The 13,852-nt window shown below is 59.7% G+C and carries 13 protein-coding genes; 6 read left to right on the top strand and 7 right to left on the bottom strand.

The window, feature by feature from the left end; all coding sequences use genetic code 11:
- The first annotated feature begins 82 nt into the window (after positions 1–82).
- Positions 83–1,429: a histidine--tRNA ligase gene (gene hisS, locus H9S92_RS16560; RefSeq protein WP_187467802.1), complete on the top strand. Its 1,347-nt coding sequence runs from the start codon at positions 83–85 to the stop codon at positions 1,427–1,429.
- A gap of 135 nt (positions 1,430–1,564) precedes the next feature.
- The gene (locus H9S92_RS16555) at positions 1,565–2,194 is read left to right on the top strand and encodes a carbonic anhydrase (protein ID WP_187467801.1); all 630 of its coding nucleotides are present in this window, start codon (positions 1,565–1,567) and stop codon (positions 2,192–2,194) included.
- 48 nt (positions 2,195–2,242) lie between these two features.
- Here H9S92_RS16555 and H9S92_RS16550 read toward each other — a convergent pair whose 3' ends face one another.
- Entirely contained in the window at positions 2,243–2,983 is a 741-nt protein-coding gene (locus H9S92_RS16550; protein ID WP_187467800.1) for a glycosyltransferase family 2 protein, read from the bottom strand.
- 156 nt (positions 2,984–3,139) lie between these two features.
- Between H9S92_RS16550 and mtaB the strand changes: the two genes are divergently transcribed.
- Positions 3,140–4,471 (top strand): tRNA (N(6)-L-threonylcarbamoyladenosine(37)-C(2))-methylthiotransferase MtaB, encoded by a 1,332-nt coding sequence (gene mtaB / locus H9S92_RS16545; RefSeq protein WP_187467941.1) that lies wholly within the window; start codon positions 3,140–3,142, stop codon positions 4,469–4,471.
- Positions 4,472–4,697: 226 nt separating this feature from the next.
- Here mtaB and H9S92_RS16540 read toward each other — a convergent pair whose 3' ends face one another.
- The 6 genes from H9S92_RS16540 to H9S92_RS16515 all read right to left on the bottom strand — a co-directional run bounded on the left by H9S92_RS16540 (position 4,698) and on the right by H9S92_RS16515 (position 9,652).
- The gene (locus H9S92_RS16540; RefSeq protein WP_187467799.1) at positions 4,698–5,258 is read right to left on the bottom strand and encodes a pentapeptide repeat-containing protein; all 561 of its coding nucleotides are present in this window, start codon (positions 5,256–5,258) and stop codon (positions 4,698–4,700) included.
- 62 nt (positions 5,259–5,320) lie between these two features.
- Positions 5,321–5,782 carry a GNAT family N-acetyltransferase gene (locus H9S92_RS16535; protein WP_187467798.1) on the bottom strand — a complete coding sequence of 154 codons (462 nt, stop codon included), beginning with the start codon at positions 5,780–5,782 and terminating at the stop codon, positions 5,321–5,323.
- 221 nt (positions 5,783–6,003) lie between these two features.
- Positions 6,004–6,405, bottom strand: coding sequence for an Hsp20/alpha crystallin family protein (locus H9S92_RS16530; protein WP_187467797.1), 402 nt, complete (start codon positions 6,403–6,405; stop codon positions 6,004–6,006).
- A gap of 52 nt (positions 6,406–6,457) precedes the next feature.
- Complete coding sequence (locus tag H9S92_RS16525) at positions 6,458–6,979, bottom strand: RNA polymerase sigma factor (protein ID WP_187467796.1); 522 nt, start codon at positions 6,977–6,979, stop codon at positions 6,458–6,460.
- Between the two features lie 149 nt (positions 6,980–7,128).
- On the bottom strand, positions 7,129–7,530 hold the full coding sequence (locus H9S92_RS16520) for a DUF5606 family protein (protein WP_187467795.1): 402 nt from the start codon (positions 7,528–7,530) through the stop codon (positions 7,129–7,131).
- Between the two features lie 115 nt (positions 7,531–7,645).
- On the bottom strand, positions 7,646–9,652 hold the full coding sequence (locus H9S92_RS16515; RefSeq protein WP_187467794.1) for an alpha-ketoacid dehydrogenase subunit alpha/beta: 2,007 nt from the start codon (positions 9,650–9,652) through the stop codon (positions 7,646–7,648).
- A gap of 127 nt (positions 9,653–9,779) precedes the next feature.
- Between H9S92_RS16515 and H9S92_RS16510 the strand changes: the two genes are divergently transcribed.
- The 3 genes from H9S92_RS16510 (at position 9,780) to gyrB (ending at position 13,827) form a co-directional block, all read left to right on the top strand.
- Positions 9,780–10,973: a class I SAM-dependent rRNA methyltransferase gene (locus H9S92_RS16510; protein ID WP_187467793.1), complete on the top strand. Its 1,194-nt coding sequence runs from the start codon at positions 9,780–9,782 to the stop codon at positions 10,971–10,973.
- 57 nt (positions 10,974–11,030) lie between these two features.
- Positions 11,031–11,729, top strand: coding sequence for a TIGR04283 family arsenosugar biosynthesis glycosyltransferase (locus H9S92_RS16505; RefSeq protein ID WP_187467792.1), 699 nt, complete (start codon positions 11,031–11,033; stop codon positions 11,727–11,729).
- A gap of 133 nt (positions 11,730–11,862) precedes the next feature.
- Positions 11,863–13,827 carry a DNA topoisomerase (ATP-hydrolyzing) subunit B gene (gene gyrB, locus H9S92_RS16500; protein WP_187467791.1) on the top strand — a complete coding sequence of 655 codons (1,965 nt, stop codon included), beginning with the start codon at positions 11,863–11,865 and terminating at the stop codon, positions 13,825–13,827.
- Positions 13,828–13,852 lie beyond the last annotated feature (25 nt).

Here is a 13,852-nt window from a genome sequence, read left to right as displayed (position 1 = left end):
TTGGGTAGTAGGACGTCCGACCTTGTTGGGGGACGGAGTGGCTTGGTGCCGACTTTTTAGCGCTTGCGGGTATCTTTGCGCGATGAAGCCTTCCATCCCCAAAGGAACCCGTGATTTTCTGCCCGCCGAAGTACGGCGGCGGGAGTACATCTTTGCCATCATCCGCAAGCATTTTCGCCGCTTCGGCTACCAGCCCATCGAGACGCCAGTGATGGAAGACCTGCAAACGCTGACGGGTAAGTACGGGGAAGAGGGCGATAAACTCCTGTTTAAAGTCCTCAACAACGGCGACTTTCTCAGCAAAGCCGACGAAAACGACCTGGCCAACCGCGACAGCAACAAGCTCGTCGGCCAAATCAGCAAACGCGGCCTGCGCTATGACCTGACTGTGCCTTTCGCCCGCTACGTGGTAATGCACCAGAACGACCTGGCCTTCCCCTTCAAACGCTACGCCATTATGCCCGTTTGGCGGGCGGATCGCCCCCAGAAGGGCCGCTACCAGGAGTTTTACCAGTGCGACGCCGACGTGGTGGGCTCCGACAGCCTGCTCTACGAAGCCGAATTGACGCAGCTCTTCGACGGGGTTTTTCATGAGCTGGGCCTCAGGGTCATCATCCGCCTCAACAACCGGAAAATCCTGGCGGGCCTGGCCGAAATCGCGGGCCTGGCCGACAACATGATGGACATGACCATCGCGATCGATAAGCTCGACAAAATTGGTTGGGACAAGGTAGCGGAGGAACTGACGGGCCGGGGCGCTGCGCCGCACGCCATCCAAATCATTAAGCAGTTTCTTGACGCTTCGGATCTGGAAGCAGTGGCACCCCTCCTGGCGGGTAGCGCAATCGGCGGGCAAGGCGTGAAGGAACTGCGGGAAGTCTTTGGGTTGGTGGCTGCGCAATCTCCGAAGAACCGAGTGGTCTTCGACGTCACGCTGGCCCGGGGCCTCAACTACTACACCGGCGCCATTTGGGAGGTGGCCGTGGATACGGATGCACCGGGGCAGGAAAACGTCCGCATGGGCTCCATTGCCGGGGGCGGGCGCTACGCCGACCTGACGTCCATCTTCGGGATGAAGGACATGCCCGGCGTGGGCATCAGCTTCGGGGCGGAGCGGATTTACGATGTGCTCGAAGAACTCGGTGCTTTCCCGGCGGACGCCGCCGAGGACCTCCAGTACCTCTTGCTTTGCCTCGATGAGGACGCCCTTCAGCATGGCTTCGGCCTCGTCTCCCGCCTGCGCGCCCGGGGCATCCACGCCGACCTCTACCCCAGCGCCGCCAAGCTCCAGAAAATGATGAAGTACGCCGACCAGCGCGGCGTGCCGAAGGTGCTCATCATCGGCAGTGAAGAAGTGAAAAGTGGAGCGTACTCGCTCAAAGTGATGGGCACCGGCGAACAAAGCAAAGTGACCGAGGCTGCATTGTAAGCAGCGTGAATGGCCCGATTGCCTCGATCTGACCCTGGCCCACCCGCCTACCCGGCGGAGCCAAAAGTAAAACTATTGGAAAAAGTTGGAATACTTCACTCTTTTCCCCGTTCTTTGGGACAAACCGTTTAACGTATGGACATCAGTCAGATCTTCCGCAACAACCAGGATTGGGTAGCTAGCAAGCTGGACGTGGACCCCAGTTATTTCGAGAACCTGGCTAAGGGCCAGGCACCCACCATCCTCTACATCGGCTGCTCCGATAGCCGGGTGACGGCCGAAGAAATGATGGGCCTCCAGCCAGGCGATGTTTTCGTCCACCGCAACATCGCCAACATGGTCATTAACACCGACCTGAGCTCAGCCAGTGTGATCAACTACGCCGTGGTGCACCTCGGCGTGCAGCACATCGTGGTATGCGGCCACTACGGTTGTGGCGGGGTCAAGGCCGCCATGGGCGCTACCGACCTCGGCATTCTCAATCCATACCTCCGGGAAATCCGCGACGTTTACCGCACCCACCTTCCCACCCTCAGGGCCATCGAAGACGAAGAGGCCCGCTACAAACGGCTGGTAGAACTCAACGTCCAGGAACAGTGCGTCAACGTGGCCAAGACCGCCGAAGTGCAGAAGGCTTACCGCAAGGGCGGCCTCACCATCCACGGCTGGGTACTCGATCTGGAATCGGGTAAAATCATCGACCTCAACCTCGATATGGGGGCCATCCTGAAGAACATCATGGAGGTGTACACGCTCGAGGTGTAAGACATCTCGTCTTTTGGGCTGCTGACAAAAGCCAACAGCTTTGTGGCCTCAGCGGTAAATCCGACTGTTGGCCAGTCCCCATTTGTTGAGGCGGTGCAGGACGGAAACCCGCAGCACGCCCAGGCCATACTTGGCGCTGCGGGTAAAATTGATGGAGCTCGCTTCTTCGAAGTATTTGGTGGGGCAGGTCACCTCGGCAATGTCAAAACCGTGGTAGATGATCTGCGAAAGCATCTCGTTGTCGAAGACGAAGTCGTCGTCATTGGCGTTGAAGTCGATCCTTTCGAGCACTTCGCGGCTGAAGGCGCGGTAGCCCGTGTGGTATTCGCTGAGTTTGTAGTTGACCAGCAGGTTCTGTATGGCGGTCAGGAAGCGGTTGGCCACGTATTTGTAGAGCGGCATCCCGCCCTTAAGTGCTCCCTTGCCCAGGATGCGGCTGCCCAACACTACGGGGTAAAGTCCTTCGCCGATGATGTTGCACATGGCCGGAATCAGCAGTGGGGTGTACTGGTAATCGGGGTGGACCATGATGACGATGTCGGCACCGATCTCGAGGGCTTTGTTGTAAAGCGACTTCTGGTTGCCGCCGTAGCCCCGGTTGGCGGGGTGGATGATGACGTGGTCTACGCCCAACTGCCTGGCCAGGGCGGAGGTATTGTCTTTGCTGGCGTCGTCGCAGAGGATGACTTCGTCGACCAGATCGCGGGGAACTTCGGCGTAGGTCTTTTCCAGCGTCAGCGCCGCGTTGTAGGCGGGCATGACGACGACGACTTTCTTGTTCTTGTACATAACGGGGGCAAAGGTAGTGCGCCACGGGCCGGGAGAAAAACGGACCAACCATTGCGGCGCTTGCTTACCCTGCTCAATATCCCGATCTTTGCACCCGCGTCCGCGCAAAACAACAACAACCGGGCATGGCCCGGCCAAATTGACCCCCGCTGCCCCATGTCTACCCTCGGAACCGTGGCTTTTTACACCCTTGGCTGCAAGCTGAACTACAGCGAGACGAGCGCCATTGGCCGGCAGTTTACGCAGGCGGGCTACCAGGAGGTGGACTTTGGCGCAGGGGCCGACGTGGTGGTGATCAACACTTGCTCGGTGACGGATTTTGCGGACCGCAAGTGCCGCAACATCGTACGGCGGGCCTTGGGCGCGAACGCAGGTGCAAAGATTGTTGTGGTAGGCTGCTATGCCCAGTTGAAACCCGAGGAGATCGCCAACATTGAGGGCGTTGACCTCGTCCTGGGGGCCGCCGAAAAGTTCCGCATCCTCGATTACATCGATGGCATCGGGATGGGCAGCGGCAAAGGGATGGTCAGGGCCGGCGAAGTAAAAGAAGCCGATTCCTTCGTTTCCAGCTTCAGTTTTGGTGACCGCACCCGCTCTTTCCTGAAGGTGCAAGACGGCTGCGACTACAAGTGCACTTTCTGCACCATTCCCCTGGCGCGCGGGCAGAGTCGCAGCAGCACCGTAGCACAGATCGTGGCCGACGCCGAGGCCATTGCCGCCCGCGGGGTGAAGGAGATCGTTTTAACCGGTGTCAACATCGGCGATTTTGGCAACGGAACTTCCGTCATCGAAGGCGAAAGACCCCGCAAGGAGGCCCTGTTTGTCGACCTGGCCCGGGCCCTCGACCAAGTGGAGGGCATCACCCGTTTTCGGATTTCCAGCATCGAGCCTAATCTGTGTACCGACGAAGTGATTGACTTCGTGGCCAACAGCCAGCGTTTTGCGCCCCATTTTCACCTGCCCCTGCAGTCGGGCAACAACAAGCAACTGGCCCAGATGCGCCGTCGCTACCGCCGCGAGCTCTACGCCGACCGCGTGGCCCACATCCGCCGGGCGCTGCCCCACGCCTGCATCGGCGTCGACGTCATCGTCGGTTTTCCCGGCGAGACCGAGGCCGACTTTCTGGAAACGTACCGCTTCATCCAGGAGCTGGACGTGAGTTACCTCCACGTTTTCACCTATTCCGAGCGGGCCAATACGCCGGCGGCGGAGATGGACGGTGCCGTCCCCCTGGCCGAACGCAAGCGGCGCAACAAGATGCTCATGATCCTGAGCGAGAAAAAACGGCGGGCCCACTACGCAAAGCACGCGGGGGAGGTGCGCCCGGTACTGCTGGAAAAATCGAAAGAGGAGGGCGTCTTACACGGCTTTACCGACAATTACGTCAAGGTGCGCTTCGCCGCCGAAGACAGCTGGATCAATCACCTGGTACCGATGAAGCTTGGCGAAGCAGACGCGGAGGGTTTGGTTGCTGCGGAGGTAGCTTGAGCTTCTAGGCACCCATAAAGGAGGAGTAATTCCCGGCCCCCGATTGCCCTCTTCCCCTTTCGCTACGCGGCTACTTCGTGGTCCATGGGAGAGGGGTGACCCAAGCACCGTTCTTTTGACGTTAAAGGAGAGTTTATCAGCCGCTAGAGTTTCTGGACTAGGTCGCCGAAACAGCAGTTTCTTTACCCTAGGCCCTGCCAAGTAAAGGCAACGACCCCCGGCCCGCCTACTCCACAATAATGCCGTATTCTTCGAGCAGGCCGGGAAGGCTGTCCGGGCTGAAGCGGGCCCCCCGCAGGCGATTGTCTTCGGGAGAAATACGGATGTTGAAGGAAGTACGGAAATCGCTTTTCCGCAGGTCGGTGCGCTCAAAAACGGCGCGGTTGAGGTCGCACTGGCTGAAGACGGCGTCCTGAAGGTTGGCGCCCCGGAAATCGGTTTCGATGAGGTGACACTTCTTGAACGGGGTGCCCTTCATCTTGAGGTCGCGGAAGGAAGCCAACTCCAGCGAGCAGTTTTTGAAGCGGACTTCAAAGAGAAATTCCTTGCAATCATCGAAGCAGACGCCGAGGAGTTTGCACCCCTTAAAAGTTACCTTTTTGAGGGCCGTTTCTTTGAGCTTGACGTTGCTGAGGTCGCAGTCGGTGAAGTTGCAGTCGGTGAAAGTGTACTCCGAAAGCTTGGCTTTGGGCAGCAGGCAATTGTCGAACTGGCAATTGTCATACTCGCCAGGCTCCAGCTTACTTACTTTGGAGAAGGTCCTGTCCGCGAAGTAATGCTTGGCCATGGTTTTTCGTCAATGGTCGGTGGATAGCTGTCTTAACAACCGCAATGTTAAAGCCTGCGCGCCTATTCCAATGTTAATTCTCGCCGCATCTCGATCAGGTGCTCCTGAAAGCCCGCTTTTTCGTAGGCGCGGATGGCCCCGGTATTGTCTGCGTACACCCGCAAGCGCAGCTCGCTGAAGCCCCGCTGCCGGGCCCATTCGGTGAGCGCCGCTACCACCAACTGGTTGACCCCGCAACCCCGGTATTCCGGCCGTACGAACATGAACCCCAGGAAAGCGTGCTCGGCGGGCGCTACGTAAGGATCGGAGCCTTTGTACTTCGCATAACCCGAGCCAACGATGAGGTCTCCGTCTAAGACCACGACCACTTCGGCCCGGTCAGAATCGATCAGCTCGCCCAGGTCGTAGTAGCTGATGGGGTCGGGCCGCAGGGTCGGGTCGAACGGACGTTCGGCGGCGATGATGCCCTGTTCAAATTCCCGGAGGACCGGCAGGTCGGCGCGGGTAGCGGTGCGGGTACGCAATTCGATGGGGAGAGGATTGAGCGGGTGAACAGCAGAAAGAGGAGAGGGGCTACCCTGCGGACAGGGCCCGGCGTACCCCTGCGCAACTAGTGGCGTGCAACGAAAATAGGGAATTCAGACAAAAAATTCCCCAAATAAACAGGCCGCGCCAACTTTAGGGGGGAAAGCCCGAAAGTTGGCGCGGCCTGCTGAGGGAACTACGCGGGAATCGCCTGCTTAGCCTACTCCACCTTCACTTCCCGCTCGGGGGGCTGGGCGGTGGGTAGCCAGGGCGCGGTGATGACCAGGATGCCATCGCGGAAGGCGGCGGTGATGCCGGCTTGGTCTACTTTTTCGCTCAATTCAAACCAGCGCTCGAAAGATTTTACGGGGTATTCCTGGAGCAGGAAGTCGGGGTATTCCTCTTCGGGCTTGCGCGTGCCGCTGATGTAAATCAGGTCGTTGGTGAGGTTGATGCGGATGTTTTCCTTCGCAAAGCCGACGCAGAAGACGTGGGCTTCAAAGCCCGTATCGGTGTAGAGGATGTTGACGGGGACGTTGTGCTTGGGCCGGCGGGGACCGTAGTGGGGGCGACGGTGCCCGCGGCCCCGGCCACCTTCGGAAGAGTGCATGCGATGGTGCATAGGATGGGATGATTTGGTTTACGGTAGAAGACGGTGCGGGGAGGCAATTACTTTAATCTCCCGAAAAATAATCTTCGTAGACCTCCCGCAGCAGGTGTTGGAGCCGCCGGCGGGCGTAGCCTTTGCGGGAAATGATGGTTTTCAGCGGCAGCCCGAGGTCTTCGGCAATTTCCCGCAGGGTTACCCCATCGATTTCGTGGCGCACGAAAACGTCACGCTGTTCCGCCGGCAGTTCGCCGAGGGCACGGAGGATTTCTGCCCACACCAGGTCGTCGTCATCTTCCGGTTGCCAGGAGCGCGCAGCGGTGTAATCCCCAACCAGGTCTAAGAAGGCTGGCCGACGGCGCTGGGCGCGGTAATGATCGGTAATGCGATTGCGCAAAACCCGGTAAAGCCAGGCCCGGGGTTCCAGGATTGGTGTGGCCCGGGCGGCGGTAGCGAAGCTGGCCCAAAGGTCCTGCAACAGGTCGGCGACGTCGGGGTCGCCAACGCGGGTGCGGGCAAATTTTTCCAGTTCCGGGGCGTAGGCCGCGTAGGCTTCGTCCCAGTCCGTCGCATCATCGGGTGGATACATGCCGGGAAGACGCGCGAAACCGGGAAATACTTTTGCTAGGGGAGAAAAATGTTGCCGGGAGACTTCCCTTGCTCTTCGGTCCGCTACTTTGGCACCTGCGCCCGCGCCCTGATGGCATAGGTAAAATGTTCCGAACCAAGAAGACGGGCTTACTCCTCCTCGTCGCCCCCGAAAAGATCGTTCTCCTTCATGAAGTGGTACCACTTCAGCAGACGCTTAATGTCGCTGGGGTGGACGCGCTCCTTATCGTAGTTTGGCAGTACGTCGGCAACGTATTCAAAAAGGACGTCTTTAGGGGCACTCACGGCGGGTGCTGGGTTGTCTTCGGCTTGCTCGTTCATCCGGGTGAAGAGCTTGTTGAGGGGTTCGGCTTCGCCGTCGTCGGTGTACATGGCCATGCTTTCCAGCGGGGCAAACTGGTGTTTGCGCTGCGGCGCGAAACGACGCTTGCCGTCGGCCAGGCTTTCTACGATGAGCCCGCCTTTGCGCTCGTTGACGACTTTGTACAGGCCGGGCAGTCCGGTGATGGCGAGGATTTCGCTCAGTTTCATATCAGTTGCTATTTCGCGCAAAGGTAAGTTGGCGCAGTTTAGTAGTTCGTAGTTCAGTAGTTCAGTAGACCAACTACCGGGCCATAGGACCATGGTTTATGCGCTACAGAACTGTTTAGTACGCCAGCAAGTCTTCGATGGCCGCGCCCAGGCGGTTTTCCGGCAGGTAATCGGCTTCCAGCGCAGCGGCAAAGGGCACGGGGGTATCCAGGGAAGCCAGGCGGCGGACGGGCGCATCGAGGGCTTCAAAGCAGTGTTCGCCGATCCAGGCGGCCAGTTCGCCACCGAAGCCGCCCGTCAGGTTGGCCTCGTGCAAAATCAGGGCGCGGTGGGTGTGCCGGACGGTGGCCGCGATGGCCGCATAATCCAGCGGAGCCAGACTGCGGAGGTCGAGGATCTCGGCGTCAACGCCCAGCTTTTCCACGGCTTTTTCCGCCCAACGGACGCCCATGCCGTAGGTAATGATGCTCAGTGCCGTGCCGGACCGCACAACGCTGGCTTTGCCAATTTCCACCCGGTAATCGCCGCTGGGGATGGGCCCAGAGAGTGAGCGGTAGAGGCCCTTGTGCTCAAAGTAGAGCACGGGATTGGGGTCGGCCAGGGCCGCCATCAGCAGGCCCTTGGCATCCGCCGGATTGCTGGGGTAGACCACTTTCAGGCCCGGCACTGAGGTAAACCAGGCCTCCATCGTCTGGCTGTGGAAAGGCCCCGCGCCCACGCCGCCGCCTACGGGGAGGCGGATCGTTACGTCGGCTTTTTCCGCCCAGCGGTAGTGGAGTTTGGCCAGGTTGTTCACGATCTGGTTGAAGCCGCAACTAACGAAATCGCCAAACTGCATTTCCACCATGGCTTTGCCGCCGGCAATGGAGAGGCCCAGGCCCACCCCGATGACACCGCTCTCACACAGGGGCGTATTGCGGACGCGGTCGGCACCGAACTCGGCCACGAAGCCGTCGGTAATCTTGAAAACACCACCGTAGTCGGCAATATCCTGCCCCATCAGTACCAGGTCGGGGTACTGCCGCATGCCCTCGCGGAGCCCGTCGGTGATCGCGTCGATGAAGCGCCCTTCTGTGCTGGGGCCGGTATTTTGGGCGCTGAACGCAGGTGCAGGGGAAGGTAAGGGAGCAAAGACGTCACCCAGCTCCCGGGCGGGATCCCCTACGGTAGGTGGCAACGCTGCGGCAGCTTTGAGGGCTGCTTCAATTTCGGCCTTAATGGATTTTTCGAGGGCCTTGCGACGCTCTTCCGTCAGTAAGCCTTTTTCCTTTAGGTAGTCGGCGAAGTTATTGACGGGGTCGCGCTGGGTCCAGGCTTCAATTTCGGCCGTCGGGACGTATTTCACGCCGCTGGCTTCCTCGTGGCCCCGCACGCGGAAGGTCCGGCATTCCAGCAAGACGGGGGCGGGGTTGGCGCGCATTTCTTCGGCCAACTCGCTGACCGTCTGGTACACTTCCAGGATGTTGTTACCATCAATGGAAAGGGCCTTCATGCCGTAGCCGATGCCGCGGTCGGCCAGTTCTTTGCAGGCGTATTGTTCGCTGACCGGGGTAGAGAGTCCGTAGCCGTTGTTTTCGATGACGAAGATGACGGGCAGCTTCCAGACGGCGGCGATGTTGAGGGCCTCGTGAAAGTCGCCTTCGCTCGTTCCGCCGTCGCCGGTGAAGGCCAGGCTGACCTTGGCTTCCCCTTGTAGCTTGTGGCGGAGGGCTACGCCGGCGGCCAGGGCCAGCTGGGGGCCGAGGTGGGAGATCATCCCCACGATCTTATCGGCCTGGCTGCCGAAGTGAAAACTGCGGTCGCGGCCCAGGGTATAGCCCCCGGGCTTGCCCTGCCACTGGGCAAAAAGCCGGTCCAGCGGCACGTTCCGCTCCGTGAAAACCCCCAGGTTGCGGTGCATCGTGAAGATGTACTCATCGGGCGCGAGCGCGGCGGTGCAACCCACGCTGATGGCCTCCTGGCCAATGCCCGAAAACCACTTGGAGATGATGCCCTGCCGCAGTTGCTTCAGCATTTTTTCCTCGATGAGGCGCGGCCGCAGCAGGCCGGTGAACAGCGCGAGCATTTGGTCTTCGGAGACCCGGTAATTTTCGTAGCGCAGGGGCGGGAGCGTAGCGGTCATAATTCGGTTTGGTTCGGCGGTGCAAAGGTAATTCTTTCGCCAGTGTTGCTCTTTCGCGATTCCCCGGCGGGACGGGCAGGGAAATGGAGACGACTACCAGCCACGCCGTCTGACTTACCTTTGCGGCATGAACCGAATTCCCGTCACCCTTACCGCCGCCGGCGAGCGCGCCCTGCGGGCCGGCCACCCCTGGATCTTTGACCAGGCCATCGCCCGGGTCAAGGGCGAGGGAAAGGCCGGTGACTTAGCAGTGGTGTTTAGCTTCACCAAAAACAAGTGCATTGGTGTGGGCTTGTTCGAGCCCGATTCGGCCATCCGGATCCGGATGCTCCACCACGGCGGCTCTGCCCAAATCGACGGGGCTTTCTTTCGGGCGCGGATGCTCGAAGCCCGGGCATTGCGGACCGAATTGCTGGCTACTGACACCAACGGCTACCGGCTGCTCCACGGAGAAAACGACGGTTTCCCGGGGCTGGTGGCCGACGTATTTGCCGGCGTGGCGGTGGTCAAATTGTACGCTCCGGCCTGGCTGCCTTGGCTGGAGGAACTCGTGCCCATCATTGCCGAAGTAGCCCAGGCTCCCGTCGTTGTCCTGCGCCTGGCGCGGAACACGGAAGTGGCCGCTGCGGCTCTTGGTTTCAGCGACGGGCAGGTGCTGCTGGGGGATTTGCCCGACCCCGAGGTGGTGTTTACCGAGCACGGCTGCAAGTTCATCGCCAACGTAGTGCACGGACATAAGACCGGCTTTTTTCTGGACCACCGCGCCAACCGCCGCAGGGTGGGTGCCCTGGCGGAGGGACGCGAAGTCCTCGATGTGTTCAGCTACGCGGGAGGCTTTTCCGTTCATGCCCTCGCCGGCGGCGCGGCGAAAGTGACCAGCCTGGACGTCAGCCGCCCGGCACTGGAACAGGCCCGCGCCAACGTCCGCTTCAACTTCGGGAACGACCCGCGTCATCAGGTCCTGGCCGATGATGCCTTTGAAGCTTTGGAAGGCTTGCGGAAAGCCGAGAAGGAATTTGACCTGGTCATTGTGGATCCCCCCAGCTTCGCCAAGCGGGACAAAGAAGTTTCCGGTGCCCTGGCGGCCTACCGTAAAATTATGGGCCTGGCCATTCCCCTGGTGGCCCCCGGTGGTTTGCTGGTGGCGGCCTCCTGTTCGGCGCGGGTATCGGCCGAAGACTTTTTCCGCACCATCGAAGGCACTTTGCGCGCCACGGGCCGGGGCTACCACGTGTTGGAAAAAACGTACCACGATGCGGACCACCCCATCGGCTTCCCCGAAGGTGCTTACCTGAAAACGGGGTACTATCAGTTTAAGTGAGTAAACCAGTTTTGACGCTTTTGCGTACTTTGTAAATCGCTCTTTTTTATCCCAGTCATGCGCCTGCACATCATCATTCCCACCCTCAACGAAGCGGATAATCTGCGCGAACTCCTGCCGGTGCTCCGGTCGGAACTGGCGGGAAAGGGAAAAATCACCGTGGCCGACGGCGGCAGCAGCGACGACACCCGCCAGGTGCTTGCCCAGTATCCCGATGTCGAACTCCTCTCCTGCCAGACCTGCGGCCGTGCGCCGCAGATGAATGAAGCGGCCGAGCGCGGCCTGGACGATTTCGATGCGCTCTACTTTGTCCACGCTGATACCCGTCCGCCCCGGGGCTTTTATCAGGACATCCGTACGAGCATCGCCGAGGGGTATCCCGTCGGTTGCTACCGGTTTCGGTTTGATATGTGGCACCCTTTGCTGGCCATCAATGCTTTTTTTACCCGCTTCCGGGGCCTGGCCTGCCGGGGGGGGGACCAATCGCTGTACCTCACCCAAGAGGCTTACCGCCGCCTGGGGGGCTTCAGGGATATGCGCATCATGGAAGATTACGACATCATCCAGCGGGTGTGGGCCAATGAGGTGCCCTTTCGCATCATGCCCCGCGCCATCACGGTTTCGGCCCGTAAGTACCGGGTCAATGGCTGGTATCGGGTGCAGATGGCCAACCTCAAAGTTTTCCGGATGTACAAAGCCGGAGCCCCCGAAGAAGCGATGATCCGCTGCTACCGCGAACGCCTGGACCCCTGGTAGATAGCAAGGTATTTTTTTCAGTACGCACCTACGCTGGATGGACCATTGCGGCCTCCAAAAAATCGTGCCGGGAATGCTTTTCTGCTGGGCAAAAAGCTAGGTCAGGTCGGGGATTTTTCGTACTTTTGCCTTTATGGTAGAAAATGAAGAGCAAGTCCGAACGCCGGGCTATGAAGCTGACAACATCACCGCCCTCGAAGGCTTAGAGGCGGTACGGAAGAGACCCGGAATGTACATCGGCGGAACCGATAGCCGGGGCCTTCACCACCTGGTCTGGGAAGTTGTCGATAACTCTATCGACGAACACGTTGCGGGCTACTGTAGCCGCATCGATGTAGTCATCAAAGAAGACAACTCCATTGTGGTGACCGACGATGGCCGGGGCATTCCGGTAGGGATGCACAAAAAGCTGCAAAAGTCGGCCCTCGAAGTGGTCATGACCGTGCTCCACGCTGGTGGCAAATTCGATAAAGACACGTACAAAGTCTCGGGTGGTCTCCACGGGGTGGGTGTCTCGTGTGTCAACGCACTTTCCAGCTATCTGGAGGCCCGGGTTAACCGGGAGGGCAAGGTTTACGTCCAGGAGTACAGCGAAGGAAAGCCCCTGGGGGATGTCCACGTAGTAGGCACTTCCACCCACACGGGAACGACGATCACCTTCCGGCCCGATGCGACGATTTTCGAAACAACCGTCTATAAGTTCGATACCCTGGCCAACCGGATGCAAGAGCTGGCCTTCCTCAACAGCGGGCTCCACATGAGCCTGACCGATGAGCGGGAAACGGACGATAAGGGCAACTTCATCTCCAAGGCTTTCTTCAGCGAAGGGGGGCTGGCGGAGTTTGTCCAGTACCTCGACGATGGCAAGCCGGACCTGATCCAGAAGCCGATCTACGTAAAATCCAAGGAAGACAACGTGGAAGTGGAGGTGGCCATGCAGTACAACACCACCTACCAGGAGAACGTCTACTCCTTCGTCAACAACATCAAGACCCGTGAGGGCGGCACCCACGTCAATGGCTTCCGCCGGGCGGTCAACCGTATGTTCACCAAGTACGGAGAAGACAACGGGATGTTCAAAAAGCTGAAGTTCAAGATCAGCGGCGAAGACTTCCGGGAGGGCCTCACGGCGGTGATTTCCGTGAAAGTCCCCGAGCCCCAGTTCAAGGGGCAAACCAAGGGCGAGCTTGGCAACAGCGAGGTGACGGGCATCGTCAGCCGCTGCGTAGGGGAAAGCGTTGGCCACTGGCTGGAAGAAAACCCCACCGAAGCCCGTCGCATCATCGATAAGGTCATCATTGCCGCTACCGCCCGCCAGGCTGCCCGCAAGGCCCGGGAAATGGTGCAGCGCAAGAACGTCCTCACCGGCGGTGGCCTGCCCGGCAAACTGGCCGACTGCTCCAGCAAAGACGCTGCTGCATCGGAGATCTACCTGGTTGAGGGCGACTCAGCCGGCGGTACCGCTAAGCAGGGCCGCGACCGTACCTTCCAGGCCATCCTGCCCCTGCGGGGTAAGATCCTCAACGTGGAGAAGGCCATGGAGTACAAGATCTACGAGAATGAGGAAATCAAGAACATGTTCACCGCCCTCGGCGTCCGCATCGAGGAAAACGAAGACGGTGAGCGGGTGCTGAACCTCGAGAAACTCCGCTACCACAAGATCATCATCATGTGTGACGCCGACGTAGACGGCAGCCACATCGTAACCCTCATCCTCACCTTCTTCTTCCGCTACATGCACAAGCTGGTGGACGAAGGCTACATCTACATCGCCCAGCCTCCGCTGTACCAGGTACGGCGCGGCAAACAATTCCAGTACTGCTGGAACGAAGAAGAGCGCCGCGAAGCCGTGGCCCGCTTCTCGAAGAGCGAAAACGATGGCTCCGTCAAAGTCCAGCGCTACAAAGGTCTGGGAGAGATGAACGCCGAACAGCTCTGGGAAACGACCATGGACCCCGACACGCGCCTGCTGCAACGCGTTACGATCGAGGAAAGCTCCGAGGCCGACCGCGTCTTCTCCATGCTCATGGGCGACGAGGTACCCCCCCGCCGCGCCTTCATCGAAGCCAATGCCAAGTACGCCAAGGTGGATGCCTAAGGTTTCCCCCTGCCCCTTGATTGCC

The sequence above is a fragment of the Neolewinella lacunae genome (assembly GCF_014349155.1).
Classification (GTDB): Bacteria; Bacteroidota; Bacteroidia; order Chitinophagales; family Saprospiraceae; genus Neolewinella; species Neolewinella lacunae.
The sequence above is the reverse complement of the archived record's forward strand: the minus strand, read 5'-3'. Positions and strand labels throughout refer to the sequence as shown.

Excerpts from the sequence above, each read along its gene's own strand:
- hisS (WP_187467802.1), top strand. The coding sequence starts at position 83 with ATGAAGCCTTCCATCCCCAAAGGAACCCGTGATTTTCTGCCCGCCGAA.
- H9S92_RS16555 (WP_187467801.1), top strand. The coding sequence starts at position 1,565 with ATGGACATCAGTCAGATCTTCCGCAACAACCAGGATTGGGTAGCTAGC.
- H9S92_RS16550 (WP_187467800.1), bottom strand. The coding sequence starts at position 2,983 with ATGTACAAGAACAAGAAAGTCGTCGTCGTCATGCCCGCCTACAACGCG.
- mtaB (WP_187467941.1), top strand. The coding sequence starts at position 3,140 with ATGTCTACCCTCGGAACCGTGGCTTTTTACACCCTTGGCTGCAAGCTG.
- H9S92_RS16540 (WP_187467799.1), bottom strand. The coding sequence starts at position 5,258 with ATGGCCAAGCATTACTTCGCGGACAGGACCTTCTCCAAAGTAAGTAAG.
- H9S92_RS16530 (WP_187467797.1), bottom strand. The coding sequence starts at position 6,405 with ATGCACCATCGCATGCACTCTTCCGAAGGTGGCCGGGGCCGCGGGCAC.
- H9S92_RS16525 (WP_187467796.1), bottom strand. The coding sequence starts at position 6,979 with ATGTATCCACCCGATGATGCGACGGACTGGGACGAAGCCTACGCGGCC.
- H9S92_RS16520 (WP_187467795.1), bottom strand. The coding sequence starts at position 7,530 with ATGAAACTGAGCGAAATCCTCGCCATCACCGGACTGCCCGGCCTGTAC.
- H9S92_RS16515 (WP_187467794.1), bottom strand. The coding sequence starts at position 9,652 with ATGACCGCTACGCTCCCGCCCCTGCGCTACGAAAATTACCGGGTCTCC.
- H9S92_RS16510 (WP_187467793.1), top strand. The coding sequence starts at position 9,780 with ATGAACCGAATTCCCGTCACCCTTACCGCCGCCGGCGAGCGCGCCCTG.
- H9S92_RS16505 (WP_187467792.1), top strand. The coding sequence starts at position 11,031 with ATGCGCCTGCACATCATCATTCCCACCCTCAACGAAGCGGATAATCTG.
- gyrB (WP_187467791.1), top strand. The coding sequence starts at position 11,863 with ATGGTAGAAAATGAAGAGCAAGTCCGAACGCCGGGCTATGAAGCTGAC.